This is a genomic window from Stenotrophomonas sp. MH181796 (assembly GCF_009659995.1).
GTDB lineage: Bacteria > Pseudomonadota > Gammaproteobacteria > Xanthomonadales > Xanthomonadaceae > Stenotrophomonas > Stenotrophomonas riyadhensis.
Genome location: NZ_RAHU01000005.1, coordinates 122,424 through 146,746, shown reverse-complemented (window position 1 = coordinate 146,746; position 24,323 = coordinate 122,424). Strand labels below are relative to the sequence as shown.

22 protein-coding genes are annotated in these 24,323 nt (G+C 66.8%); 8 read left to right on the top strand and 14 right to left on the bottom strand.

Annotated elements, in window-relative coordinates; translation table 11 throughout:
- Window positions 1-68: 68 nt before the first annotated feature.
- The 3 genes from cfa to D5301_RS13655 are packed head-to-tail and all read right to left on the bottom strand — an operon-like array spanning window position 69 to window position 2,425.
- Window positions 69-1,184, bottom strand: a complete 1,116-nt coding sequence (gene cfa, locus D5301_RS13665; RefSeq protein ID WP_324187324.1) for a cyclopropane fatty acyl phospholipid synthase — start codon at window positions 1,182-1,184, stop codon at window positions 69-71.
- A 19-nt stretch (window positions 1,185-1,203) separates the two neighbouring features.
- Window positions 1,204-2,085 carry a DUF3298 and DUF4163 domain-containing protein gene (locus D5301_RS13660; protein WP_153855961.1) on the bottom strand — a complete coding sequence of 294 codons (882 nt, stop codon included), beginning with the start codon at window positions 2,083-2,085 and terminating at the stop codon, window positions 1,204-1,206.
- Between the two features lie 37 nt (window positions 2,086-2,122).
- Window positions 2,123-2,425: a GNAT family N-acetyltransferase gene (locus D5301_RS13655; protein WP_006455911.1), complete on the bottom strand. Its 303-nt coding sequence runs from the start codon at window positions 2,423-2,425 to the stop codon at window positions 2,123-2,125.
- A 185-nt stretch (window positions 2,426-2,610) separates the two neighbouring features.
- Here D5301_RS13655 and D5301_RS13650 point away from each other — a divergent pair, with 185 nt between their 5' ends.
- The gene (locus D5301_RS13650) at window positions 2,611-2,796 is read left to right on the top strand and encodes a hypothetical protein (RefSeq protein WP_153855960.1); all 186 of its coding nucleotides are present in this window, start codon (window positions 2,611-2,613) and stop codon (window positions 2,794-2,796) included.
- Window positions 2,797-2,839: 43 nt separating this feature from the next.
- On the opposite strand, the gene D5301_RS13645 is transcribed toward D5301_RS13650, so the two are convergent.
- Together D5301_RS13645 and D5301_RS13640 are read right to left on the bottom strand one after the other, a co-directional pair.
- Window positions 2,840-3,466, bottom strand: a complete 627-nt coding sequence (locus tag D5301_RS13645; RefSeq protein WP_032129656.1) for a rhomboid family intramembrane serine protease — start codon at window positions 3,464-3,466, stop codon at window positions 2,840-2,842.
- 7 nt (window positions 3,467-3,473) lie between these two features.
- Window positions 3,474-5,039, bottom strand: coding sequence for an oligopeptide:H+ symporter (locus D5301_RS13640; protein ID WP_153855959.1), 1,566 nt, complete (start codon window positions 5,037-5,039; stop codon window positions 3,474-3,476).
- Between the two features lie 162 nt (window positions 5,040-5,201).
- On the opposite strand from D5301_RS13640, the gene D5301_RS13635 reads away from it, so the two are divergent.
- Window positions 5,202-6,050, top strand: coding sequence for an endonuclease/exonuclease/phosphatase family protein (locus D5301_RS13635; protein ID WP_153855958.1), 849 nt, complete (start codon window positions 5,202-5,204; stop codon window positions 6,048-6,050).
- Between the two features lie 61 nt (window positions 6,051-6,111).
- Here the strand turns inward: D5301_RS13635 and D5301_RS13630 are convergent, their stop codons facing one another.
- Window positions 6,112-6,723 carry a superoxide dismutase gene (locus D5301_RS13630; RefSeq protein ID WP_005410310.1) on the bottom strand — a complete coding sequence of 204 codons (612 nt, stop codon included), beginning with the start codon at window positions 6,721-6,723 and terminating at the stop codon, window positions 6,112-6,114.
- A gap of 219 nt (window positions 6,724-6,942) precedes the next feature.
- Here D5301_RS13630 and D5301_RS13625 point away from each other — a divergent pair, with 219 nt between their 5' ends.
- Both D5301_RS13625 and D5301_RS13620 read left to right on the top strand, forming a co-directional pair.
- Window positions 6,943-7,398, top strand: a complete 456-nt coding sequence (locus tag D5301_RS13625; protein WP_110712872.1) for a ribonuclease domain-containing protein — start codon at window positions 6,943-6,945, stop codon at window positions 7,396-7,398.
- The gene (locus tag D5301_RS13620; protein WP_110712873.1) at window positions 7,395-7,808 is read left to right on the top strand and encodes a barstar family protein; all 414 of its coding nucleotides are present in this window, start codon (window positions 7,395-7,397) and stop codon (window positions 7,806-7,808) included. The genes D5301_RS13625 and D5301_RS13620 overlap by 4 nt, the downstream gene beginning before the upstream one ends.
- A gap of 315 nt (window positions 7,809-8,123) precedes the next feature.
- Here D5301_RS13620 and D5301_RS13615 read toward each other — a convergent pair whose 3' ends face one another.
- On the bottom strand, window positions 8,124-9,890 hold the full coding sequence (locus tag D5301_RS13615; RefSeq protein WP_324187323.1) for a hypothetical protein: 1,767 nt from the start codon (window positions 9,888-9,890) through the stop codon (window positions 8,124-8,126).
- Window positions 9,891-9,900: 10 nt separating this feature from the next.
- The gene (locus D5301_RS13610; RefSeq protein ID WP_153855957.1) at window positions 9,901-10,500 is read right to left on the bottom strand and encodes an NfuA family Fe-S biogenesis protein; all 600 of its coding nucleotides are present in this window, start codon (window positions 10,498-10,500) and stop codon (window positions 9,901-9,903) included.
- Window positions 10,501-10,590: 90 nt separating this feature from the next.
- Between D5301_RS13610 and D5301_RS13605 the strand changes: the two genes are divergently transcribed.
- The 3 genes from D5301_RS13605 (at window position 10,591) to zupT (ending at window position 12,262) form a co-directional block, all read left to right on the top strand.
- On the top strand, window positions 10,591-10,941 hold the full coding sequence (locus D5301_RS13605) for a 4a-hydroxytetrahydrobiopterin dehydratase (RefSeq protein WP_100440645.1): 351 nt from the start codon (window positions 10,591-10,593) through the stop codon (window positions 10,939-10,941).
- The gene (locus tag D5301_RS13600) at window positions 10,938-11,354 is read left to right on the top strand and encodes an energy transducer TonB (RefSeq protein WP_008264832.1); all 417 of its coding nucleotides are present in this window, start codon (window positions 10,938-10,940) and stop codon (window positions 11,352-11,354) included. Before D5301_RS13605 ends, D5301_RS13600 begins: the two co-directional genes overlap by 4 nt.
- Before the next feature lie 98 nt (window positions 11,355-11,452).
- The gene (gene zupT, locus D5301_RS13595; protein ID WP_014037815.1) at window positions 11,453-12,262 is read left to right on the top strand and encodes a zinc transporter ZupT; all 810 of its coding nucleotides are present in this window, start codon (window positions 11,453-11,455) and stop codon (window positions 12,260-12,262) included.
- Window positions 12,263-12,388: 126 nt separating this feature from the next.
- Here zupT and D5301_RS13590 read toward each other — a convergent pair whose 3' ends face one another.
- On the bottom strand, window positions 12,389-13,363 hold the full coding sequence (locus tag D5301_RS13590; RefSeq protein WP_110712877.1) for an RluA family pseudouridine synthase: 975 nt from the start codon (window positions 13,361-13,363) through the stop codon (window positions 12,389-12,391).
- 407 nt (window positions 13,364-13,770) lie between these two features.
- Here D5301_RS13590 and D5301_RS13585 point away from each other — a divergent pair, with 407 nt between their 5' ends.
- Entirely contained in the window at window positions 13,771-17,037 is a 3,267-nt protein-coding gene (locus tag D5301_RS13585; RefSeq protein WP_153855956.1) for an Rne/Rng family ribonuclease, read from the top strand.
- Between the two features lie 177 nt (window positions 17,038-17,214).
- On the opposite strand, the gene D5301_RS13580 is transcribed toward D5301_RS13585, so the two are convergent.
- The 5 genes from D5301_RS13580 to D5301_RS13560 are packed head-to-tail and all read right to left on the bottom strand — an operon-like array spanning window position 17,215 to window position 24,320.
- On the bottom strand, window positions 17,215-18,102 hold the full coding sequence (locus tag D5301_RS13580; protein WP_110712879.1) for an endonuclease/exonuclease/phosphatase family protein: 888 nt from the start codon (window positions 18,100-18,102) through the stop codon (window positions 17,215-17,217).
- Between the two features lie 2 nt (window positions 18,103-18,104).
- Window positions 18,105-21,272: a discoidin domain-containing protein gene (locus tag D5301_RS13575; protein ID WP_110712880.1), complete on the bottom strand. Its 3,168-nt coding sequence runs from the start codon at window positions 21,270-21,272 to the stop codon at window positions 18,105-18,107.
- Entirely contained in the window at window positions 21,269-22,105 is an 837-nt protein-coding gene (locus D5301_RS13570) for a carbohydrate ABC transporter permease (protein WP_110712881.1), read from the bottom strand. The genes D5301_RS13575 and D5301_RS13570 overlap by 4 nt, the downstream gene beginning before the upstream one ends.
- Entirely contained in the window at window positions 22,102-22,983 is an 882-nt protein-coding gene (locus D5301_RS13565) for a sugar ABC transporter permease (RefSeq protein WP_005410323.1), read from the bottom strand. The genes D5301_RS13570 and D5301_RS13565 overlap by 4 nt, the downstream gene beginning before the upstream one ends.
- Window positions 22,980-24,320 carry a sugar ABC transporter substrate-binding protein gene (locus D5301_RS13560; RefSeq protein ID WP_110712882.1) on the bottom strand — a complete coding sequence of 447 codons (1,341 nt, stop codon included), beginning with the start codon at window positions 24,318-24,320 and terminating at the stop codon, window positions 22,980-22,982. The genes D5301_RS13565 and D5301_RS13560 overlap by 4 nt, the downstream gene beginning before the upstream one ends.
- Window positions 24,321-24,323: the final 3 nt, after the last annotated feature.

Genomic DNA, 24,323 nt, shown 5'->3' with positions numbered 1-24,323 from the left:
TGCGAAAAGGGATCTGATCCCGGGGTCGGATCCCTTTCCGCGGAACGGGCTCCGACCCCGCTCCGGCTTCATCGTGGCGCCACGTACCCACCCGGCACGCCTTCCGGCGACAGCACCAGCTGCCACAGCTGCGCGTGCCGGCAACGGAAAGTGGCCATCGATCCAGCCAGGTAGAAGCGCCACATGCGCCGGAAGTGCTCGTCGTAGCGCGCATCCAGCCGGGGCCACGCCGCTTCCACGTTGCGCCGCCAGGCCTGCAGGGTCAGGTCGTAATCGGTACCGAAGTTGTGCCAGTCCTCCAGCACGAAGCGGCCCTCGAACGCCTTGGTGATCTGCACCGCCGATGGCAGCATCGAGTTGGGAAAGATGTAGCGCGCGATCCACGGATCGGTACGATGCCGCGAGATGTTGGTGCCGATGCTGTGCAACAGCAGCAGTCCGCGCGGCGACAGGCAACGCTTGGCCACCTCGAAGAAGCTGGCGTAGTTCTTGTCGCCAACGTGCTCGAACATGCCGATCGAGAAGATCGCATCGAACGGCTCGTCCAGCTCGCGGTAGTCCTGCAGGCGGATCTCGATGGGCAGGCCGGCGCACAGTTCGCGCGCGAACTCGGCCTGTTCCTGCGAAATGGTCACGCCGACGCCACTGACACCGTAGCGCTCGGCGGCGAACTTCAGGGCTTCGCCCCAGCCACAGCCGATGTCCAGCACACGCTGCCCCGGGCGCAGGCCCAGCTTGCGGCAGACCAGGTCAAGCTTGGCTTCCTGCGCGGCGTCGAGATCGCCGGCATTGCGCCAGTAGCCACAGCTATAGACCAGGCGCTGGCCCAGCATGGCCTGGTAGAGATCATTGCCAAGGTCGTAGTGGCGGCGGCCCACCTCGTAGCTGCCCTGTCCCACCTGCAGGTTGAACAGGCGCGCCTTCAGTGCATCGGCCACTTCGCGCCAACCGTGCACCCGTTCGTCCAGGTGCGCCTGCATCAGGTGGACGAGGAATTCATCCAGGACGTTGGCGTCCCACCAACCGTCCATGTAGCTTTCGCCGAGGCCAAGCGAGCCGTGCGCCATGACCCGCGCGAAGAAGCGCGGGTCATGAACCTGGATATCCTGTGGCTGGGTACCGGCGATGCGGACCCCGGCTTCCTGCAGCAGGCCGGCGACCCGCTCCTGCAACCCTGTATCCACGCCACCTCCTCGACTGCGGTCAACCGCGTGCGAACAGCTCCACGAAGTCCTTGGCCACGTGCGGCAACAGCACCGCCGCCGGTACATCGGCGGTCTGGGTGCCGTCCGAGTATGGACCCACCTGGTACGGCGGGAAAACAAAGCGCAGCGCGGTGATCTGCCCCTTGTCGTCGGTCAGCGGCTGGAACTGGCTGAAATTGTCGGCCTGCGGGCCGGTGCCGTCGGCAATCATGCGCGATGCGTTGCGCAGCGATTCCTGCAGCTGGGCCGGATCCATGTCCTCACCGCTGAGGCGGGTGGCCACGCGTTCACGCAGCTGGTCGGCGACGAAATCGCTGATCGCCTTCCAGCCCTTGGCATCGGCCACCAGCTTTTCGGCGCTGAGCATCTGCTGATGCTGCGGCAGCCACACGAATCGGGCCACCAGCGGTTCGCCATGGGCGCCACCGGTGTAGCGGCTGCCATCGGCACTGACCACCACCAGCTGCGGGGTTTCCAGCAGCTTCTCGAAGCTCAGCGACAGCTCGTACGGCATGGTCGGCTTGTCATTGCCCAGCCCGTCCAGCGCCTGTTGCAGGTCACTGCGCGCACTCGTCGCATAGCTCTGCAGCGCGCGGGCCAGGCCCGGGTAGCGGTCGATGCCGGCCGGGTAGCTGATACCCACCACTTCGCGTTCGTTGTTCTCGATCACGTCGCGCAGGTCCAGCGGCGCTTCCGTGACCGGCGTTTCGCCTGCGGCGGTGGCTTCGGCGGCGGGCGCCGCGTCGGTCGCCGGTGCCGGCTCGCTTTCACGCTGGCAACCGGCCAGCAACAGCACGCCCACCACGCCGGCCAGCACGCTGCCGTGCAATGGCCGGTTGTTTCCAATCTTCATCGGGATCCCCTGTTCATGTTTGTACATCATCGCCTGCCATGGCTGAAGCGTGGCCCGCTGGCATTCAGCCAACGAGCAGGTCGTGGTACTCCTCATGTCGCTGCAGGAAGGCCTCGGCGTAGGAACACGCCGGCACCACCTTGTACTTCTGCTCGCGGGCGAAACGCAGTGCCACACGGGTCAGCTCACCGGCAATGCCACGGCCGGCGATCGGCTCGGGCACCTCGGTGTGGGTGATGACCATGCGCCTGCGCTTGATCTGGTAATCGAGCACCGCCAGCTGTCCACGCACACGGGCGGTGAAGCGGTGGTTGGCCAGGTCGTGTTCGACCTCGTAGGCCAGACCGGGGGGCGTGACCGAAGCCATGGAACTGTCTCCTGCGGCGACTGCGTGGATGGTGCGCAGCCGGGCGCCATGATCGCGTGAAGCCTGAACAGGGGCAAGTCCAGTGCGTTCACGTCAGTTTTCGACCCTCAAGCTGGAGGGCCAGCGGCCGCTATCGCCTGTGGAGGGGTCCGGCCAGGCTGGCACGGCCCTTGCGACCGATAATCATGCGCACCACCGTGGAGGCCCCGATGCACCCCAGCGATCCCCATTCCGATACCGACCGCGCCCTGCTGGAGGGCCTGCTGCAACTGGCGGTGGAAGGGCAGACCGAAGAGCAGGATTTCCAGCGCATCGGCGAGGAAGTGTTCGCCCGCCTGCTGGACACCTACGGCCAGCAGACCGCAACCTGAGCCTGCCGGGGCGGATCGCTGCCGATCCGCCCCGCTCCCGCCATCAACCGCCGCCGAGGCGGAAGGTCGGGTTGGAAAGTTCGCGCAGGAAGTGGGTGAAGATGCTCGGCTGCATGGCCAGCATGAAGATCACGCCGAACGCCGCGCCTGCCAGGTGCGCGCTGTGGTTGATGCGGTCACCGCCGCGCTTGTCCATCCAGATGCTGTAGCCGACGTAGAACGCGGCGTAGACGATGGCGGGCGCCGGGATGAAGAACACCAGGATGATCGACCACGGCTTGATCAGGATGAAGGCGAACAGCACCGCCGACACCGCCCCGGACGCACCGAGGCTGAGGTAGTTCGGGTTCTTCTGGTTCTTCAGGTAGCTGGGCAGGATCGAGACCAGCAGCGCACCGATGTAGAACGCCGGGTAGGTCAGGTAGCTGCCGGTCAGCTGCACCATCACGCTCTCGATGAATCCCCCGAAGAAGAACAGGGTGATCATGTTGAAGATCAGGTGCGACCAGTCGGCGTGGATGAAGCCATAGGTCACCAGCCGGTCGTACTGGCGGTGACGGTCGACGGCTGGCGGCCACAGGATCAGGCGATCGGCCAGCTTGCGGTTGTTGAACGCCATCCACGACAGGATGGCGGTGATGGCGATCAACAGCAGATTGACGGGGGTCATGTCAGGCTCAGGCGCTACGGTAGTTGTCGACCATACGATAGCGTTTCGCGTACCAACCGAAGGCCAACGCCGCGACGAAGGCGAAACCGGCGAAGAAGAACATCAGGAACGCCGCCTCGCTCAGGCCCGTACTGGCGATCTTGTGAGTCACCGCATCGTTGCGCACAGCCGCGTTGGACAGCAGCACCCACAGGTTGCCGATGGTGGTGGTCAGGTTCCAGAAGCTCATCACCACGCCCTTCATCGCCTGCGGCGCCTGGCTGTAGGCGAACTCCAGGCCGGTGGCCGAGACCAGCACCTCACCGAAGGTCAGCAGCGCATACGGCAGCATCTGCCAGAAGATCGACATGGCGTTGCCCCCGTCCATCACCACCTGGATGCCGCCGACCACGATCCAGGCCAGGCCGCTGAAGGCGATGCCGGCGGTCATGCGGCGCAGCGCTGTCGGCTCGAAGCCGAAGCGGCGCAGGGCCGGGTACAGCACCAGGTTGTTGAACGGAATCAGGATCATCACCAGCAGCGGGTTCAGTGCCTGCATCTGCGAGGCGGTGAACCAGCTCGGCATCTGCATCTGCTGGCCCTGCAGGACCCAGGTCGAGGCCTTCTGGTCGAACAGCGAGAAGAACGGCGTGGTCAGCGCGAAGATCACCAGCACGCGCAGCACCGAGCGCACGCCCTCCACGGCTTCGGCCGGATGCTGGCCACGGGCGCGGTCCAGCTGCAGCCAGGTGCCACCGCCGATGCCCGCCAGGATCGACACCAGCGCAAGGCACAGGCAGATCACGATGCCCAGCGAGCCGACCAGGCCGAACGAGGCCACTGCCAGCACCAGGCCGAGCACGGCGATCACCAGGCCCGGACGGCCCTGGCCGGCCACGCGCGCGGTCAGCGCGGTGCGTACCACGTTGGCGAACGAATGCGGATCCTTCGGCGGCAGTGGCACCAACACGTAGCGCTTGCGGCCCAGCCAGAACACGAAGGTGGCGATGAACATCAGGATGCCCGGGATGCCGAACGCCCACTGCGGGCCCCAGTTCTTCAGCACCAGCGGGATCAGCAGCGAGGCGAACAGCGAGCCGAAATTGATGATCCAGTAGAAGGCATCGAAGACGACCTTGGCCAGGTGCTTGTTGCTCTGGTCGAACTGGTCACCCATGAACGAGGCCACCAGCGGCTTGATGCCACCGGCACCGAGCGCGATCAGGCCCAGGCCGAGGAAGAAGCCTTCGCGGCTGTTCTCGAACAGCGCCAGGCACAGGTGGCCGGCGCAGTAGACCAGGCTGAACCAGAGGATGGTGTGGTATTTGCCAAAGAACCTGTCGGCCAGCCAGCCACCGAGCAGCGGGAAGAAATACACGCCGATCATGAAGCTGTGCATGATGTCCTTGGCTTCACCGGCACGGCCTTCCGCCGTGATTTCCTGCATCAGCAGCGAGGTGATCAGGAACTGCACCAGGATGTTGCGCATCCCGTAGAAACTGAACCGTTCGCAGGCCTCATTGCCGATGATGTACGGAATCTGGCGCGGCATCTTTCCTTGGCCGGCGATGGGGGCGACTGCGTCGTGGCTCATCCTGTAAGGCATTCCTGCAAAGCGAAAGGCGCAAGGTTACCGGAACCTGGGCTTGCGAAGCACGCTGCAGGGCTGCATGACAACGGTGCCAATCCATGGCAGGCCGTTCTGGCCCTGCCGGAAGTCACGGCACCTGCACGACAAAAGCGTAAACTTATCGTTATGCGCCCCCTCGCCCCCGCCCGCCTCCTGCTCAGCTGTTTCGTGCTGCTGCTGGCGTTGCAGGCCCAGGCGCGGCCGCAGGCGCCGGCCGCCACTGCCAGTGACAACGAGCCCCGGCAACTGACCGTGGCCGCGCTGGAACTGCCCAGCCGTGATGATGCGCATTGGAAGCAGCGCCGCGAGCAGGTCGCGCAACTGCTGACCGAGCTGCAGCCGGACGTGATCTCGGTGCAGCAGGTGCTGCAGCAGCAGGGCCGCAATCCAGCCTGCTGGCTGGCCAGCCGGCTGCGCTACAGCTGCGACTTCGTCACCGCTGACCCTCCCAGCCAGCCACTGCGGCATGGCAACGCCATGCTGACCCGGCTGCCGGTCAGCGAAGACGGGGTGACCCTGCTGCATCCTCCCGGCACCTTCAGTGCGGCCGGAATGATGCGCCTGAAGCTGGGCGAGGCGCTGGTCAACATCTATGTCGCGCGGCTGCGCCCGGACCCGGACGAGGCCACCGCCCGCCAGCACCAGACCAGCGATCTGATGACCTGGATCGGCGCCACCTCCGAGGGCATGCCGAGCCTGATCGCCGGCGATTTCTCGGCCAACACGGTGGAACTGGTGCGCAGCACGCCGGGTTTCCAGCCGGCCCGGCGCAATCCCGGTGGCCGTGCAGACCCGCCTGCGGCCAGCGGCGGCGGTGCGAGTGGCCATGGGCTGGACGTGCTGTTCCAGGTCAAGCACTTCGGCGGCATCCGCCAGCAGCCGATCCTGCTGCCGGCCGACGGCGACCTGCCCGGCCTGCGCCTGGGCGTGATGGCGACCCTGCGCCTGCAGGGTGATACGGCCACGGCCGAATGAATCCTGCAACAGAAAAGGCCGGGGTCTCCCCCGGCCTTCTCAGTTCATCCCGTTACCGCGATCAGGCGATCGCTTCCTGGTAACGGCGCTCGACTTCGTTCCAGTCGATGACGTTGAAGAACGCGCCGATATATTCCGGACGACGGTTCTGGTACTTCAGGTAGTACGCGTGTTCCCACACGTCCAGGCCGAGGATGGGGGTGTTGCCTTCCATCAGCGGGCTGTCCTGGTTGCCGGTGCTCTCGACCACGACCTTCTTGTCCGGGGTCACGCTCAGCCACGCCCAGCCGCTGCCGAAACGGGTCAGCGCCGCCTTGGTGAAGGCATCCTTGAACTTGTCGAAGCCGCCCAGGTCCTTGTCGATGGCCTTGGCCACGTCGCCCACCGGGTTGCCGCCGGCGTTCGGGGCCATCACGGTCCAGAACAGCGAGTGGTTGGCATGGCCACCACCGTTGTTGCGCACCGGGCCCTGCAGGTTCTCCGGCAGCGACTTGAGCTTCTTCACCAGCTCTTCGACCGGCAGGTCAGCGTACTCGGTGCCTTCCAGCGCCGCGTTGACGTTGTTGATGTAGGTCTGGTGATGCTTGGTGTGATGGATTTCCATCGTCGCCGCATCGATATGCGGTTCCAGCGCGTCGTAGGCGTAGGACAGCTTGGGCAGGGTGTAGGCCATGATGCATCTCCTGATTGCGAGGGCACCCGACGATGTCGGGCGGTGCGCGGTGAATGATGGGGACAGACCGCCAGATTACCAAGGGGGATGTAAAGGAAATTGCGTCCTGCCAGTGAGCACGACGGCAATTGTTACGCATCAGTGACGCAGCGATCTCCTCATGCACCGTGCAGCGCGCAGGCGCTACAGTGCGTGTACCACCCTCGCGTGCCCCTGCCCATGCGCAACCCCCGGCTGCTGATCACCGCCATCGCCCTGCTGCTGCTCGGCCTGGTCGCCAACCATTTCCTGCAGCGGCCGCCGGCGCCGCAGTTCGCGCCGGACCTGCAGGGAGCGCCTACGGCACGGGCGCCTGCCACGGCCACGCCCGGCAAGGACAACGGCCTGCCCGCGTTCCTGCCGGCTGAAGCACGCCAGACCATCGCCCTGATCCAGCGTGGTGGCCCGTTCCCGCATCGCCAGGACGGGAGCACCTTCGGCAACCGCGAACAGCAGCTGCCGCAGCGCCCGCGCGGCTACTACCGCGAGTACACCGTCGATACCCCCGGTGCGCGTACCCGCGGCACGCGCCGCATCGTCACCGGTGGCGATCCGCCGGAGGCGTGGTACTACACCGACGACCACTACGCATCGTTCCGCAGCTTCACCGTGCCAGCCCAGGGAGCGCAGCAATGAGCCACGATGATTTCGGCCTCGGCCTGCATGACATCAACAACGCTGGCGTCTACGCCATCGACAGCGACGACATCAGCGCACTGGCCGCGGCGATGCGCGATGCCGGACTGAAGGTGATCCACATCGACCTGGAAGGCGTGGCCGACAAGCGCACCCTGCTGGCCCGGCTGGCCGCGCAGATGGATTTTCCGGCAGGCTTCGGCGGCAACTGGGATGCCCTGTCGGACAACCTGCGCGACCTGCAGTGGCTGCCGGCCAACGGCTACGCGCTGTTCCTGGCCGACGTGGACACGTTGCGCGCCTCCACGCAGAAGGACTTTGACACGTTGCTGGACGTGATGGACGAAGCCAGCCGCGACTGGGTTGGCCGCGACGTGCCGTTCTGGGTGTTCCTGTCGCAGAGCGCGTGAGGTCACTGCCCTGGTGGATGCCGACCTTGGTCGGCATGCGTGCATCCGGTAGATGCCGACCTTGGTCGGCGCTTCTGTGCCAACCAAGGTTGGCACCTACCAAAGCGCGAGCCGGCCAGCAGGTCGGCCGTGACGTGCGGTTCTGGGTGTTCCTGTCGCAGAGCGCGTGAGGTTACTGCCCTGGTGGATGCCGACCTTGGTCGGCATGCGCTGATGCTTTGGTAGAGGCCGACCTTGGTCGGCGTTTCTGTGCCAACCAAGGTTGGCACCTACCAACGCGCGAGCCGGCCAGCGTGTGGGGCGCGCCCCCCCTGCCTAGCGGCTCCCGTTATCTTCCTGCAGCTCTTTCTTGAACGGAATGTCCGGCGGCGGTCGTGCCACCGCCGGCTGGTCCTGCATGTTGGGGTTGGTCAGGCCACAGCCACCACCGGCCTGCAGGATCGAGATCACGCAGGAGATCTTCGTGCTGGTACCCGGCAATGGAATCTCCATCGCCTTGACGCCCTTGCGCACCCACTCGGCCAGCAGCGATTCCTGCGGCACCCAGTACTTGTCGAACGACGTGGGCGTGTAGTCGTACGGGGGTCGCTTCAACCAGGTGCCCGATTGCGCGATGCGTTCCTTGCTCCAGCCATCGTTGGCGCCACCGGGCGCACCGCGCTCGGCACGACCCTCGCCCTCCTGGCCCGGCACGCGGACGCTGCCATCGGCATTGAACAGGCCACTGCCCTTGCTGCTGGTACTGGCCTGTCGGGCGCCAGTGGCGGCGCCGTCATGGCTGCGGCTCGATGCACCCCAGTCATCGCCCTTGGCGGGCGTAGCCCAATTGCCCGGATTGGGAGCCGGGCGCGCTCCAGCCTGGGCCGGGGTCGTGCTGGATGCAGCAGGCCGCGCGGCGCTGCTGCTCGCCTGCGTCGCGCTGCCATTGGCCGCCGGCGCGGGCGTTGCCGCGGGTGCATTGCCACTGGAAGACGAAGGGGCTGCCACCGGTGCCGAGGCTACTTCGCGCTCGCGCACCTGTACGTCACGACCCGCCGGCGCATGCACTGCCGGTTCACGACCGGCGACGGTCGCCATCCGCACCTGCGGATCAACCACCGCCTGCACTTCACGCTCGCGCACCTGTACGTCCCGCTGCGGCACGCGCACCTGCACATCGGCCGTGCGCAGCGGCTGCGACACCGCCGGTGCATCGACCGTACTGACTTCGCGCTCCTGCACCGGGATGTCACGCAGCTGCGGCGTCCGCACCGCGATCTGCGGCGCACGCATCGCGGTTGGGGTTGGCGGCGCCTGCACCGGCTGCACGCTGCGCTCGCGCACCGTGGGTGTGGTGTCACGCGGCACGATGCTGACCTCGGTGCGCGGCACGCTGACCGGCGGCACCACGAAATCCGTGCTGGCCTGCGCCACTTCGGTGGCCTGCACCGGCGACGGTGGCGGGGCCGCAAGCGGGGCCGGCTCGACTTCGGCCGGCGGCGACGGCACGCTGGCTGCCGGTGCTGGAGTCGGTGCGGGCGCAGGCGCCGACGCGGCCGCAGGACGCGGCTCAGGTGCAGTCGCAGCCCCCGCTTCCCGGCCGGCGGCAACCTGGCCGGCCGGTGCAGCCGCAGCCGCCTCGGCACCCGGCTGATCGCCCCCGCCTTCCTGGGAGGCGCGGCCGACGAATTCCACCTGCACACGCTCGCCTTCGGCGCCCTCTGCTTCCGGTGCCGTGGTGCGGATCACCGCAACCCACAGCAGCAGCATGAAGAACAGCAGGTGCAGCAGCGCGCTGGCCAACGCCGAGGTCCAGCGCATCCAGCGCTGATCGCGCGGCGCAGCATCCCAGTCCTGCCAGAACAACCGGCGCAGCGCCTGCCAGGGCGACAGGCGAGGCGATTGGCCCGGCGGTCCAGGCAGCGGGCGCGGCAGCAATACCGCAATCACTTCGCGGGCGTGGAACGGCCGCGGCAGCGGGCCCAGCGAGCGCAGCCACAGCGCCCAGCCATAGGGCAGGCGCGTAGTCTTCTCGAGGACGGCGCGTGGCTGCTGGCGGGCCAGCAGCAGTTCGATGAGTTGCTCGGCCCGGGTCAGAGGCACGCGTCAGCAGTCAGGCGACGTTGCCGCGCGGGATGTAAGGCGCGTGGCCGCTGTCGTGGTCGGTCGCGTCGCGCACGGCGGTCACGCCTGGCACGCGGCCCATCAGGGTCTTCTCGATACCCTGCTTGAGCGTCACGTCGGCCATGCCACAGCCCTGGCAGCCACCGCCGAAGCGCAGCAGCACCACGCCGTCGGCCGAAACCTCCTGCACGGCCACCTTGCCGCCATGCGAGGCCAGCTGCGGATTGACTTCGTTCTCCACCACCCAGTGCACGCGCTCGACCAGCGACGCGGCATCGCCGGGGGCCTCGCCCTTGATGCGCGGCGCCTTGATGGTCAGCTGCTGGGTACCGGCGGTGCCGGCGACGATGTCGATCTCGGCGCCATCGAGCCAGCCGACGCTGCTCGCATCGACGTAGAGGGTGAAGCCATCGCAGTCCACCGCCCACTCGTCACCGAGCAGGTCGGTCGGTTCGGCGAACTCCAGCCGGGCATCGGCGCGCGGCGTGCCAGGTTCGACCGCGCTCAGGCGCACGCCCATGCCGGGCACGCCCTCGCGTTCGATCAGCTTGCGGAAATGGGTCTGGGCAGTGTCGGAGATCTGGATCATCAGGCTATTCTAGCCAAGTAAGCGTCAGCCGCTCATTCGGTTTATACACCGTCCGGCGCATTGTTCAGTCAACACGAGGTGGAGATTCCCATGGCCGACCTGATTCCACTGGCCCAGGCCCGTTGCGTGCCGCGCAAAGGCAGCGACCACAAGCTTGGCGAAGCCCGCCTGGCCGAACTGCTGCCGCAGATTCCCGGCTGGGAGCTGAGCGAGGGTGGCCAGGCCCTGCTGCGCACCTTCCGCTTCAAGGATTACTACGCCACCATGGCCTTCGTGAACGCGCTGGCCTGGATCGCACACCGCGAGGACCACCATCCGGACCTTGGCGTGCACTACGACCGCGCGGTCGTGCGCTTTTCCACCCACGACGTGGGTGGCCTGAGCGAGAACGACTTCATCTGCGCGGCAAAGACTTCGGCCCTGACGGAGCAACTGCCATGAACGTACGTTTGCTGAGCCTGTCCCTGATCGCTGCGACCGGCCTGGCCGGCTGTGGCGCGTCCGAACCGCCGGCACCGCCACCGCCGCCGCCGACCGAAGTGGCCGCGGTGAAGACGCCGCCGCCGCAGTACCCGCTTGAGCTGGCCTGCATGGGCGTGGGTGGCACCAGCACCTTCAAGGTGACCATCGGCACCGACGGCAAGCCGAGCGAAGTGGCTCTGCTGACCGGCGCCGGCAACCCGCAGCTGGACGAGCTGGCCAAGACCGCCGTGCAGGGCTGGCAGTTCAATGCCGCCACCCGCAACGGCCAACCGGTGCCGGCCACCATCCAGGTGCCGGTCAGCTTCAACCCGCCGCAGCCGAAGCCCGACCAGTGCTTCGCCATCGAAGAACGCCTGCGCCGCGGCGGCTGATCGCGCACACCCCGACGAGGCCAGCCGACGCCCGCCTCGCCCTCGCCGCCCCGGCACTGCCCGGGGCGGTTGTCTGTTGACCAGGACCGCGTCGGTAGATGCTGCAGATTCCCCCCGAAAACATCTGGATCGCGCTGGCGGTCACCCTCGCGGCCGGCCTCGCCACCGCGATCGGCAGCCTGCTGGTGCTGTTCTCGCGCCGGCCCAATCCGCGCCTGCTGGCCTTCGGCCTGGCCTTCGCCGGCGGCGCGATGGTCTATGTGTCGCTGTCGGAGATCCTCAACAAGTCCATTGCGTCGTTCGCCCTGGCCTATGGCGAGCGCACCGGCTTCACCTACGGCACCCTGGCCTTCCTGCTGGGCGTGATCGTGATCGTGCTGATCGACCACTTCATTCCCAACCCGCATGACAGCCTGGACAAACAGGACCCGGCGTTCCGCGAGAACAGTCGCGAGTACCTGAAGCGGGTTGCCCTGCTGACCTCGATCGCGATCACCGCGCACAATTTCCCGGAAGGGCTGGCAACGTTCTTCGCGACGCTGGAGAGCCCGTCGGTCGGCATGCCGCTGGCCTTTGCCATCGCCATCCACAACATTCCCGAGGGCATCGCCATTGCGGTGCCGGTGTACTTCGCCACCCAGAACAAGTTCTATGCGTTCAGTGCCAGCCTGCTGTCCGGCCTGGCCGAGCCGGTGGGCGCGGCGCTGGGCTACTGGCTGCTGTCCGGATCGCTGTCGCACGCCACCTTCGGCTGGGTGTTCGGGCTGATCGCCGGCGTGATGGTGTTCCTGGCGCTGGATGAACTGCTGCCGGCGGCCAAGCGCTATGCCAAGGGCCACGAAACGGTGTACGGGCTGGTGGCAGGCATGGGCACGCTGGCGATCAGCCTGGTGCTGTTCAAGTGGTGAGGGGTTTGCGACCCGCCCTGTAGAGTCGAGCCATGCTCGACTGTTCTTCGGCCGGGGCGCGCGAAAAGCCAGTCGAGCATGGCTCGACTCTACAACGGGAGCGCCGGGCACGGCCCGGCGCCAGCTTCAGCGCAGCCGGTCCAGCGCCTCGACCAGCTCATCGGCCAGCGGCGCGTTCAGCACGTACGGGCTCTTGCCGTCGTCCAGCGCGAACTCCAGCGAGGCCGCGTGCAGGAACAGGCGCTTCAGCCCGATCTGCTCACGAAGCCGCTTGTTGACCGCAGGATCGCCGTACTTGTCGTCACCGGCCACCGGATGCCCCAGATGCTGGGCATGCACGCGGATCTGGTGGGTACGGCCGGTCTCGATGCGGACTTCGCAGTAGGAATGACCACCGCGACGCTCCAGCACACGGAAGTGGCTGATTGATTCCTTGCCGATCGCATTGACCTGCACATGGCGCTCGCCGCCCTGGCGCAGACCCACGTGCAGCGGCGCATCGACCGTCATCACGCCGTCGGGCATGCGCCCGGCCAGCAGGGTCAGGTAGCGCTTGCGGATGCCGGCGCCGTGATCTTCACGCAGCAGCGCCTGCAGTTCGCTCAGCGCGGAGCGCTTCTTGGCCACGATCAGCAGGCCCGAGGTGTCGCGATCCAACCGGTGGACCAGCTCGAGGGTCTGGCCTGGGCGCAGGGCGCGCAGGGTCTCGATGGCACCGAAACTGATGCCGCTGCCGCCGTGGCTGGCCACGCCGGTCGGCTTGTTCAGGGCCAACAGACGGGCATCCTCGAAGACGATGGCCTGCTCCAGGCGGCGCATGAACGCCTCCGGCGGACCGGCCTTGTCTCCTTCCTCAGCGAGACGAACCGGCGGCACACGCACTTCGTCACCGGCCTCCAGCTTGCGTTCGGCCTTGGCGCGGCCGCCGTTCACCCGCACCTGGCCGCTGCGCACCAGCTTGTAGACCAGGCTGCGCGGGGCACCCTTCAGCTGGCCGAGCAGGAAGTTGTCCAATCGCTGGCCTGCGCGGTCGGCGGGAACGGTGATCATGCGCACGGAAGGCTTGTCGCCAGCGGGTTTGGTGGGGTCTTGGGCGGTCATCAGGCTGTTTATTCTGTTACACTCGGGGGGCGAGATAAGGGATTGATTTCGTTGGAAGTTACTCAGGGCCAGAAGCCCAGCTTCCGACGAATCCGGCACAGTGCGCGACCACCGCCCGCGGGGCGGCCATGTTAGCGGCTCACCGGCCTTCCCGGCCATCGCCGGATGCCTGACACGCAACCGTGCTGAACATGTCCCGCGTGGCGCTCCAGCCTGGCTGACAGCTGCCTGCGGCCTGTAACACCCCAAAACCCATAAGAGTGAAGCGCTCCCGCGGCCTGCCGTGGTGTCGTAGCGCTGGAAACCCAAGCCGCCCTCCCCGCGCTTGCGCGAATGGGCGGCGAACCGTGTCCAGAGGCGAAACCCCATGGCGTTCCGCGCGGTAGCCGCTTGCGAGGAACGCAACAATGAAGCGAATGCTGATCAACGCCACGCAGGCTGAAGAGCTGCGTGTTGCCATCGTGGATGGCCAGTCGTTGTATGACATCGACATCGAACAGCCGTCGAAGGAACAGAAGAAGTCCAACATCTACAAGGGCCGGATCTTCCGCATCGAGCCCTCGCTGGAAGCAGCCTTCGTCGAGTACGGCGGTGGCCGCCATGGCTTCCTGCCGCTGAAGGAAATCTCCCGCGACTACTTCCAGGCCGGTGTCGACCACAACAAGGCCGGCATCCGCGAGCTGCTGAAGGAAGGCCAGGAGATCGTCGTCCAGGTGGACAAGGAAGAGCGTGGCAACAAGGGCGCCGCCCTGACCACGTTCATCTCGCTGGCCGGCCGCTACATGGTGCTGATGCCGAACTCGCCCAGCGCCGGCGGCGTGTCCCGTCGCATCGAGGGCGAAGACCGGGCCGCCCTGAAGGACGCCCTGGACAAGCTGAACATCCCCGACGACATGGGCGTGATCATCCGTACCGCCGGCGTCGGCCGCGATGCGGAAGAGCTGCAGTGGGATCTGGACTACCTGCTCAACGTCTGGCGCGCCATCGCCGAAGCCGCACTGAGCAAGCCGGCCCCGTTCCTGATCTACCAGGAATCGCGCCTGATCGTGCGCGCCCTGCGTGACTACCTGCGCGCCGACATCGGCGAGATCCTGGTGGACACCGAGGAGATGTACGAGCACGCCCGCGAGTTCATGCAGCAGGTGATGCCGCAGACCCTGCGCAAGCTCAAGCACTACAAGGACGACATCCCGCTGTTCAACCGCTTCCAGATCGAATCGCAGATCGAAGGCGCCTACGAGCGCAACGTGCGCCTGCCGTCGGGCGGCTCGATCGTGGTCGACCAGACCGAAGCGCTGACCGCGGTCGACGTGAACTCCTCGCGCGCCACCAAGGGCAGCGACATCGAGGACACCGCGTTCCAGACCAACCTGGAAGCAGCCGAGGAAGTGGCCCGCCAGCTGCGCCTGCGCGACCTGGGCGGCCTGGTAGTGATCGACTTCATCGACATGGCCTCCAACAAGCACCAGCGCGAGGTCGAGAACCGCCTCGCCAACGCGCTGAAGTACGACCGTGCCCGCGTGCAGGTCGGCCGCATCTCGCGCTTCGGCCTGCTGGAAATGAGCCGCCAGCGCCTGCGCCCGAGCCTGGGTGAATCCAGCCAGATCGTCTGCCCGCGTTGCGACGGCCACGGCCGCATGCGCAGCGTCGAGTCGCTGTCGCTGTCGATCATCCGCGTCGCCGAAGAGCATGCGATGAAGGAGAACACCGGGCAGGTGCTGGTGCAGGCCCCGGTGGAGATCGCCAACTACCTGTTGAACGAAAAGCGCAGCGCCCTGCGCGAGATCGAGCAGCGCCACGAGGCGCCGATCGTGATCGTCGCCGACGAGCAGTTGCACACCCCGCATTACACCGTCACCCGCCTGCGTGAGAACGAGCTGGGTGAAGAGAGCAGCAAGCCCAGCTACCAGCGCGGCACCCCGCGCAAGCTGCCGGTGCATGCGCTGACCAAGGGCCAGCTGAACATCCCGCCGCCGGCGGTGACCCAGGTCAAGCACACCTCCCCCGCCCCGGTGCGCGAGGAAGTGGAACCGGCCGCAGTGGCCCCGGCTCCGGTCGCTGCAGCGCCGGTGGCGCCGGCCCCGGCGGGCGGCGTGATCGGTTGGCTCAAGCGCGTGTTCGGTGGCGAACCTGCCCCCGCGCCGGCGCCGGCAGCCCCGGCTGCGCGCCAGCAGCAGGACGGCGGCCGCAAGGACCGCAACAAGGATCGCAACAAGGACCGCAAGGATCGCCGCGACGACAACCGTGGCAATGGTGGCAACGCCAACGCGCAGCAGCAGAAGGACGGCGGCAACCGCAAGGACCGCGGTGAGCAGCGCAGCAAGGACGGCCGCAACGGCAACAACGGCAATGCCCAGCAGCAACCGCAGCAAGGCAAGCAGAAGGAGCCGCAGCAGAAGGATGGCCAGCAGCAGCCGCAGCAGCAGAGCAAGCCGCGCAACGAGCAGCAAGGCCAGAACCAGAACCCGCAGCAGCCGAAGCTGAAGCAGCCGAAGCAGCCGCGCCCGCAGCAGGACGGTGACAAGCCGGCCGAGAAGCCGCAGCGCAACGCCGCCGAAGCACCGGCCGAAGCCGTGACCGCGGCTGCCGCCGTGGCCGCCACGGCGGTCGCCGCCAATGCGGTGACCGCGCAGGAAGCGACCGCGCCGGTTGCTCCGGTGGCCGCCGCTCCGGCAGAAGCCGCAGCACCGGTCGACACGACTGCCAACACCGCCAGCGAAGCCGAGGTGGTTGCGGTTGCCGGTGAAGAGGCTGCAACCGACGCCAATGGCGAGCAGACCGGCGAAGGCGCGACCCGCCGTCGTCGCGGCCGTCGCGGTGGCCGTCGCCGTCGTCGCGGTGGCGCCGAGAATGCCGCTGGCAGCGACGCCCTGGGCGATGACCAGGACGATGGTGACGAAGGCGATGACGCCGATGGCGCCGAGCCGAACGTCGACAACATCGCCGGCACCACGCCGGTCGCTGCTGCGCAGCCGGCCCGTTCGCAGCCGGAATTCGACTTCGATGATGACGTCGAGCCGACCGCCGACGCCGCGAAGCCGGTCCGTGCCGCCGCTGCCGTTGTCGCCGCGCCGGTCGCAGTGGTGAGCAGGGCCGTGGTCGAAACCGCCGCGCCGGCCGTGGCCGAAACGCAGGCCCCGGTGGAAGCCGCTGCCAAGGCTGAAGCGGTGTCCTCGCCGGTGCAGACCAGCATGCTCGATGCCATCGACGCCGCGACCCCGGTCCAGCCGGTGGCCGTTGCGGCTCCGGTAGCGGACGCAAAGCCGGCGGCGGCTGAGGTTGCCCCGGTCGTTGAAGCCGCTCCGGTGGTGGAGGTGAAGCCGGTCGTGGTCGAGGCGGCACCGGTGGTGGAATCGAAGCCGCAGGTTGTTGAAGCAACCCCGGTGGTTGAAACCAAGCCGGTGGCCAGTGAGATTGCCGCGGTGGTGGAGGCCGCCCCGGCCGTTGAAGCCACGCCGGTCGTCGAGACTGCGCCGATCGTCGAACAGCCGGTCGCTCCGGTGGCGGTCGAAGCCGCGCCGATCGAAGCCGCTGCCCCGGTGGCCGAAGCCGTGGTGACGCCGTCGATCGATCCGGTCGCCGATGGCCATGCCGACGCTGCAGCCCAGGCTGCGGAAGCCAGGGCCGATGAAGAAGACGAAGAGGCCGCCAAGCGCACGCCGCCGGCGAACTGATCGCACGTTGATCGCGTGAAAACGAAACGGCGGGGATCAATGATCCCCGCCGTTTCTGTTTGTGCGTCGGACGCGTGCAGCGCCCTGGTAGAGGCCAACCTTGGTTGGCGCCGTTGTTGGAGCGAACGCGGACACGCCCGTGCCAACCAAGGCTGGCAGCTACCGGAGCGTGCTCCGTCAGGGTTTCGGTGCGAACTGCAACCGGGTCCACACACCGTAGTGATCGGAAGCCCAGCGACCGCTGTCGTCGGGCTGGTCAAACAGGAGTTTCGCCTCGCGCGCGACCATCTCGTCCTGCTGGAAGAAGATGTGGTCGATCCGCGAGGGCGCCTGGTAGTAGTGACGATTGAGCGTACTGACCCCGGCCAGATCGGTATTGACGTGCACGCTGCCGTAGCTGTCGCCGTAGTGGCTGCGCAGCTCGCTCAGGTCACCGGCGTCCACCAGCGCATTGAAGTCACCGGCGATCACCACCGGCGCACCAGCGGACGTTGCAGTGATGAAGCGCAGCAGGTCCTCGACCTGGCTGCGACGGATGCGCTGCCCACTCTCGTCGTTGCGCTCGTTCAGATGCGTGGCGTAGACGTTCACTGGCGTGCCGTCGACGTCGATGCGCAGGTGAGCGACCGTGCGGTAATCATTCAATGGCTGCAGCAGATGATCGCCCTGGGCAAGGATCGGGCGGCGGCTCAGCAGCGCGTTGCCGTAGCGCTTGGGTGCCCCGACCGGATCGGTGGACACGAACACATACCTGTAGCCGAGTTGGCTGGCCAGCCATTGCGCCTGGTTGCGCACGTTGCGGCGCTGGATCACCTCCTGCAGCGCGATGGCATCGGGCTGCAGGCGCTTGAGTTCGGCCAGGATGGTGCGGCGGCGGCTCGGCCAGTCCTCGCGGTCATGATGCAGGTTGAAGGTGACCATGCTCATGCCTGGCGCACTGGCCACCTCAGCCGGCGCAGCGGTGGCCGCCGGCGCCACCGCCATCACCCCGACCGGCAATGCCAGGGCAATCGCCAGTCCCAGGGCGCGCACCGTCATGCGCGCCCTCGCCCCCTGTTGCTTCATCGTTACTGCCCCTTGCGTTCCGCGCGGCGCACCGCGCTCGGCACTTCGATCTCGACCCGCGCCGGCAGCTGGTGCACGTGCAGTTCCTTGTTGATCCACTCGGCGGCTTCGCCATTGACCGTCGCCTCGCCCGGATCACCCGCGTACGGCCATGGCAGCACCACGCCACCGACCGGCGGCACCAGGCCCGGCTGCACCTCCAGCACCAGCTGCTTGTCGCTGCGCTGCAGCCGGTAGTTCAGCTGACCCTGCGGCGTACGCAGGCCCTGCACGGCGATGCCCTCACCCTGCAGCCATGACGACGGCACACCGGCGGCCAGCACCAGCGCATCGTCCATGTCGCGGTTGTAGGCAAACATGTCCAGCGCCGAGCGCACGAAGTCCGAAGCCACCCAGGCGTGTGGCAGGTCGCCAACAAAGAACGGCTTCCGCGGCGTACGCGAAACCACCTCGGCCCACTGGTTCCAGGCCTGCGGTACGCGGTCCTTGAAGAAGAACTCGGTCGCCTGCCAGGCGCGGTCGCGCCAGCCCAGGCGTACGAACGCAGCCACGTTGCGCCATTCGTAGGGCGTGTAGTCCTTCCACTCGCGCTTGCCATCGCGACGCGCCACGAATTCCTTCCAGTAGCGCTCGAAGGTTGCGTCCAACGCCTGCTGCGGCAGGCGGTCCTGCTCGCCCCCCGGGGCCAGCGCAATGGTGGTCGAAGTCGCATCGAAGTCGCCCAGCTCGGCCGAGCCCGGCAGGTAGTCGATGTTGTGCTGCTGCATCGCCGACAACAGCGAGGCCTGCAGGTCATCACGGAACTGGTCACGCGATTCGGCGATCTGCATCGCCTCGACCTTGCCCAGCTGGGTCGCCAGCAGCGCCGCGTCCTTATAGCCACGCAGCGCCCAGAAATTGTCCCAGTACGAGTGCATCGGCTTGGCCGAATAGCCTTCGTGGCTGATCGAGGCCGGCATCATGCCGTAGAAGGCCGGGTTGCGCGCACGGTTCTCCTCGGTGCGTTCGCTGGCACGCAACTGCTCCATGTAGCTGTAGGCACCCTGCACGTGCGGCCACATCAGCTCGACGAAGGTGCTGTCGCCGGTATAGCGCCCATACTCGGCGATGCTGTAGATCAGTTCGCCATGACTGTCGTTCTCCGGCACCGGGTCGCTGCCGCGCGCATCGACGCAGCACGGCACCTTGCCGTTCTCGAACTGGTAGGGGGCATACCAGTTGATGTAGTCACGCACGGCGTCGCTGCGGCCCATGCGCAGCAGGCCTTCTGAAATCATCGCGCCATCGCGGATCCAGCTGCGCGCGTACGAACGCGTGCCCGGCTGCAGGCGCGGACCGACCCGCGAGATCAGCATGTGCGCGACTGCCGTGCGCAGGGTGTCGACCAGCGGCTGGCCTGCAGCGGGCACCTGCAGCGAGACCACGCCCAGCTTCTGCCGCCACTGCCCGGCCACCTGCGCCTGCGCCTTGGCCACGTCCAGCGCCTTCGGCGCCCAGCCACCGGTCTGCGGCAGCACCACCGCCACCTCGCGGCTCTGCCCGGGCTCGAGCTTGATCGTATAGATCAACGCGCCCGACGCCATGCCGGTGCTGTCCTTCACTGAAGTGGTGGCCGGATACTTTCCGTCCGCCAGATGCATCGCATCGAGCTTGCCATCGAACGTGCTGGCAAAGCGCGCGTCCGGCACCTGCAGCGGGTAGATGCGCGGCTCGCCGTTGACCCGCACCAGCTGATCGCCCACATCCAGTGCATCGATGCGGCTGAAGCCACCGACGGTGTTGAGGAACTGGGTCGGGGGATTGACCTGCCACGGACGGATCGCCAGCGCCAGGGTGTATTCGTGTGCGACCTTGTCCGGATTGCTCAGCCGATAGCGGCCGATCAGCTGCGCGCGCTCCGGCGTGCCCTGCACGAAGCCTGTCACCGCCAGGCCGACCTTCTCATGCACCCAGTCAACGTTGGCGATCGGCAGGTAGTGATCCTGCAGCGACTGGGTGATGGCCACCTTCGACCAGTCCAGCAGCTTGCCGTCGAGGCGGATGAACGGCTCGATGCTGAAGCTGCCCTTGGCCGGCTCCAGCGCGCCATCCTCGCTGATCAGCGCCTGTTCCTGGCCGCCATCGAGGCCGAGCAGCGTCCAGTACGGCTGTTCGCCCACATAGGCACGCGGCAACGACCCGCGCGGCAGATCGGCCGCCACCGAGGACAGGAATGCGTTCGGCGTGGCCGCGAAGGCCAGCGGCTTGAGCGCGATGTCACGGATGCCGTAGCGCCAGTTCGGGCCATCCTGCAGATCGAAGCGCACGTAGCGTGCATCGGTATCCGGCAGTGCCAGCCAGTCACGGCCACCGGCACCACTGGTGACTTCGCGCACGGTACGCCAGTCACGGCCATCCTCCGAAGTCCGCACGGTGTAGCGGCGCGCCTCCAGGTTCGGCAGCCAGTCGATCACCGCACCGCCGATCTCGCGGCTCTTGTGCAGGTCCAGGCTGATGGTCTGCTGCTTGACGCCACCGCTGATCCAGAACGTATCGCTCTTGCCGTCGATCATGCGGTCCTGCAGCGCGGTGGCGGTATCGGCGATCACCGACGGCACCAGCGCCGAGTCATCCTGGGCTGGCAGGCCCTGCAGGGTCAGCTTGTCGAAGCACACGGTGCCGCGGCCGCCGACCTTGCTGTAGATCGTGAACTCGACCGCGGCGCTGCGTGCCATCTCCTTTTCGGGCGAAGGCCCCCACGCCTTGTCGATCTGGCGGCGGCGGTACTCGACCGGCGTCCACGCCCTGGGGAAGCTGTAGCCGGGCCGGTTGACCCACCAGACGTTGTCGCCGCTGGCATCGATCAGCTTGAACTGCAGGTCGTTGCCCGGTGAATCACCGCGCATCTGGAAACCGAAGCGGTAATTGACCGGGTATTCGATGTTGAGCGCGCGGCGGATGCCGACGTAGCCGGAGACATCGTGGAAATCGTAGTCCAGGCACAGTGCACGACCGCCGCCGGCGCCACTGACCGGTCGCAGCGATCCGCTGACCTGGTCGGACAACACCAGCTTCCAGGCGCCGATGTCGTCGAAATCGTCCAGCACCTTCGGTGCCGGCAGCGCCGGAGGTGCGGCGATCGCCAGGGAGGTCCACAACAGGCCCAGTCCAACGGCGATCGCTCGCTTCATCCTTTGACGCTCCCCAACAACAGACCTTGGATGTAGTACCGCTGCAGCACCAGGAACAGCGCCAGCACCGGAACCACGGTGACCACCGCGCCGGCCATCATCATTTCCACGTCCATGATGTGCTCGCGCGAGAGGGTGGCCAGCGCCACCGGCAAAGTGTAGTGCTCCTGGTCGGTCAACACGATCAACGGCCACATGAAATCGTTCCATGCACCCATGAAGGTGAAGATCGCCAGGGTCACCAGCACCGGCTTGAGCATCGGCAGCACGATCTGGAAGAAGATCCGCAGCTCCCCTGCCCCGTCGATGCGCGCCGCCTCCAGCAGTTCGTCCGGGATCGACCGCGCATACTGGCGCACCAGGAAGATGCCGAACACGCTGGCCAGCGCCGGCACGATCACGCCGCCGAAGCTGTTGACCAGGCCCAGCTGCTTCATCAGCAGGAACAGCGGCAGCATCGCCACCTGCGCCGGAATCACCAGCGCCGCCATCAGCACCTGGAACAGGCGCTCGCGGCCGACGAAGTTGAGCTTGGCGAAGGCGTAGCCGGCCATCGTGTTGAGCAGCAGCGAACCCAGGGTGATGCCAACCGACACCAGCAGGCTGTTGGCGAAGTTGCCGCCCATGCCGGTGCGCGCGAACAGCTCATGGTAGTTGCGCGTGGTGATGCTGGACGGCAGCAGCGGTGGTGGGAAGTGGGTCGCCTCGCCCTGCGGCATGAACGAGACCGAGAGCATCCACAGCAGCGGTGCCAGGCTTAGCAGGGCCAATACCAGCAACGCACCATTGATCATCCACGGGTACCAGCGCGACTGGCCGATTTCACGACTCATACCAACTGCCTCTTGCGGCCGAAACGCAGCATCACGGTGGTCACCGCCAGGATGATCAGGAACAGCAGGAACGCCACTGCGGAGGCGCGTCCCAGGTTCCACCACTTGAAGCCTTCCTCGAACATGAAATACAGCACGCTGACGGTGCTCTGCAGCGGGTCGCCGCGGGTCATCACGTACGGCTCGGCGAACAGCTGGAAGTAGCCGGACACGGTGATCACGCCGACCACCAGCAGCACCGGGCCGAGCATCGGCAGGGTGATGTGCAGGAACTGCTTCCAGCGCGAGGCACCGTCGATGCGTGCGGCCTCGTACAGGTCATGCGGGATCGCCTGCAGGCCCGCCAGGAAGATCACCATGTTGTAGCCGAAGTTCTTCCAGACCGCGAACAGCATGATGGTCGGCATCGCCCAGTTGGGATCACCCAGCCAGTCGATCGGGCTGATACCCAGGTGGCCCAGGCCGTAGTTCACCAGGCCGTAGCTGGTATGGAACAGATAGCGCCAGATCACCGCCACCGCCACCAGCGTGGTCACCACCGGCGCGAACAGCGCGGTGCGGAACAGCGCCTTGAAGCGCGCGGCCGGCGCATTCAGCAGCATCGCCGCGCCCAGCGATACGCCGATCGACAAGGGCACGCCGATCAGCACGAAGTAGGTGGTGTTCCACAGCGACTTCCAGAACATCGGCGTCTGCAGCAGATCGATGTAGTTGCCGAGGCCGACGAAGCGCAGGTTGCTGCTGTCAGCCAGGGCATACAGGTCGAAGTCGGTCACGCTCAGCGCCAGCGCCGAAGCCACCGGCAGGCCGAAGAACACGCCCAGCACGATCAGCGAGGGACCGGCAAAAATCCAGCCGGCAAGTGAAGTACGTTTCATTGCGCGCTCCCGGCGGCCACGGCACTGCTCGATCGCGGCGACGGCACGCGCTGCTGCAGGCGTTGTTGTTCATGCATCCAGCGGCGCTTGGCCAGCACCTTGTCCACGCGCTGGTCCAGCTCTTCCACGGCCTTGTCCTGCGCCAGGCCACCACGCACCACCTTCTCGGTGACGATGCGCATTTCCTGCACGATGCGCTCCCATTCCAGCACCTTCGGCGTCGGCTTGACCCGCTCCAGCTGGTCACGGAACGCGGCCGCCAGCGGATCGTTGGCCAGCGATGGCGCATTCCAGGCGCTGCGGCGCGGCGGCAGGTCACCGATGATCGAATGGAAGCGCGCCTGGATTTCCGGTCGCGACAGGAACTCGATCAGCTTCCAGGACGCTTCCTTCTGCTGTGACTTGCGGAAGATCACCAGGCTGGTACCACCGGCGATACCGGCACCCGGGCCATCCGGCCCCGGCAGCGGCGCGGTGCCCCATTGCCCTTCCAGTTCCTTGGGCTGCAGTTTCTTGAACTCGCGGATGTTCCACGGGCCGGAAATGTAGAACACGTTGAAGCCGCGGAAGAACTCATCCCAGACGTTGGAGATCTGCGTCTCGGACATCTTCGGCGCCCAGCCCTGCTCGAACATGTTGGCGTAGAAGGCCAGCGTGCGGCGGAACCCCGGGCTGGCGAAATTGCCGCGGGTATCGTCGTCGCGCAGCAACGGATCGGGCTGCTGCAGCGCCAACGACAGCTGCTGCTCGAACTCGTTGATCGGCATCAGCACCGCATAGCGGTTCGGGCCCTGCATGCGCTTGATCGCCGCCATCTGTTCGTCCCACTCCTGCCAGGTCCGCGGCGGGTGGTCATAGCCGGCCTTGGCCAGCAGGTCCTTGCGGTAGTAGATCAGGCGGGTATCGACATACCACGGCACGCCCACCAGCTCGCCATGGATCACGTTGGTGTCCCAGATGCCCTGGAAATAGTCCTTCGGGTCGACCACGGACGAACGCTGCACGAACGGCTGCAGCGGCGTCAGCGCGTCGAGCTCAGCGAACTCCGGCACCCAGGTGTTACCCAGCTGGCATACGTCCGGCAGGCCGTCGGCGGCGAACGCGGTCAGCAGCTTCTCGTGCGCGGCCGTCCACGGGATGTTCTGCACATCCACCTTGATGCCCGGGTTCTCCGCCTCGAACTCATGGATCAGCTCACTGACCACCTCGGCTTCTCGCCCCATCGCCCAGAAGCGCACGGTGGTGGTGCCCGGCTCGGTACGGGCGCAGCCGGCCACGGCCAGCGCGGCCAGGGCAGGCAGCGCCCAGCGGCGCAGGCGGTCGATCCAGTTCGGCATCGG

Bases quoted from the DNA above. Each gene is read 5' to 3' on its own strand.
- D5301_RS13660 (WP_153855961.1), bottom strand. From the start codon at position 2,085: ATGTACAAACATGAACAGGGGATCCCGATGAAGATTGGAAACAACCGG.
- D5301_RS13655 (WP_006455911.1), bottom strand. From the start codon at position 2,425: ATGGCTTCGGTCACGCCCCCCGGTCTGGCCTACGAGGTCGAACACGAC.
- D5301_RS13650 (WP_153855960.1), top strand. From the start codon at position 2,611: ATGCGCACCACCGTGGAGGCCCCGATGCACCCCAGCGATCCCCATTCC.
- D5301_RS13645 (WP_032129656.1), bottom strand. From the start codon at position 3,466: ATGACCCCCGTCAATCTGCTGTTGATCGCCATCACCGCCATCCTGTCG.
- D5301_RS13640 (WP_153855959.1), bottom strand. From the start codon at position 5,039: ATGAGCCACGACGCAGTCGCCCCCATCGCCGGCCAAGGAAAGATGCCG.
- D5301_RS13635 (WP_153855958.1), top strand. From the start codon at position 5,202: ATGCGCCCCCTCGCCCCCGCCCGCCTCCTGCTCAGCTGTTTCGTGCTG.
- D5301_RS13630 (WP_005410310.1), bottom strand. From the start codon at position 6,723: ATGGCCTACACCCTGCCCAAGCTGTCCTACGCCTACGACGCGCTGGAA.
- D5301_RS13625 (WP_110712872.1), top strand. From the start codon at position 6,943: ATGCGCAACCCCCGGCTGCTGATCACCGCCATCGCCCTGCTGCTGCTC.
- D5301_RS13620 (WP_110712873.1), top strand. From the start codon at position 7,395: ATGAGCCACGATGATTTCGGCCTCGGCCTGCATGACATCAACAACGCT.
- D5301_RS13610 (WP_153855957.1), bottom strand. From the start codon at position 10,500: ATGATCCAGATCTCCGACACTGCCCAGACCCATTTCCGCAAGCTGATC.
- D5301_RS13605 (WP_100440645.1), top strand. From the start codon at position 10,591: ATGGCCGACCTGATTCCACTGGCCCAGGCCCGTTGCGTGCCGCGCAAA.
- D5301_RS13600 (WP_008264832.1), top strand. From the start codon at position 10,938: ATGAACGTACGTTTGCTGAGCCTGTCCCTGATCGCTGCGACCGGCCTG.
- zupT (WP_014037815.1), top strand. From the start codon at position 11,453: ATGCTGCAGATTCCCCCCGAAAACATCTGGATCGCGCTGGCGGTCACC.
- D5301_RS13590 (WP_110712877.1), bottom strand. From the start codon at position 13,363: ATGACCGCCCAAGACCCCACCAAACCCGCTGGCGACAAGCCTTCCGTG.
- D5301_RS13585 (WP_153855956.1), top strand. From the start codon at position 13,771: ATGAAGCGAATGCTGATCAACGCCACGCAGGCTGAAGAGCTGCGTGTT.
- D5301_RS13580 (WP_110712879.1), bottom strand. From the start codon at position 18,102: ATGAAGCAACAGGGGGCGAGGGCGCGCATGACGGTGCGCGCCCTGGGA.
- D5301_RS13575 (WP_110712880.1), bottom strand. From the start codon at position 21,272: ATGAAGCGAGCGATCGCCGTTGGACTGGGCCTGTTGTGGACCTCCCTG.
- D5301_RS13570 (WP_110712881.1), bottom strand. From the start codon at position 22,105: ATGAGTCGTGAAATCGGCCAGTCGCGCTGGTACCCGTGGATGATCAAT.
- D5301_RS13565 (WP_005410323.1), bottom strand. From the start codon at position 22,983: ATGAAACGTACTTCACTTGCCGGCTGGATTTTTGCCGGTCCCTCGCTG.
- D5301_RS13560 (WP_110712882.1), bottom strand. From the start codon at position 24,320: ATGCCGAACTGGATCGACCGCCTGCGCCGCTGGGCGCTGCCTGCCCTG.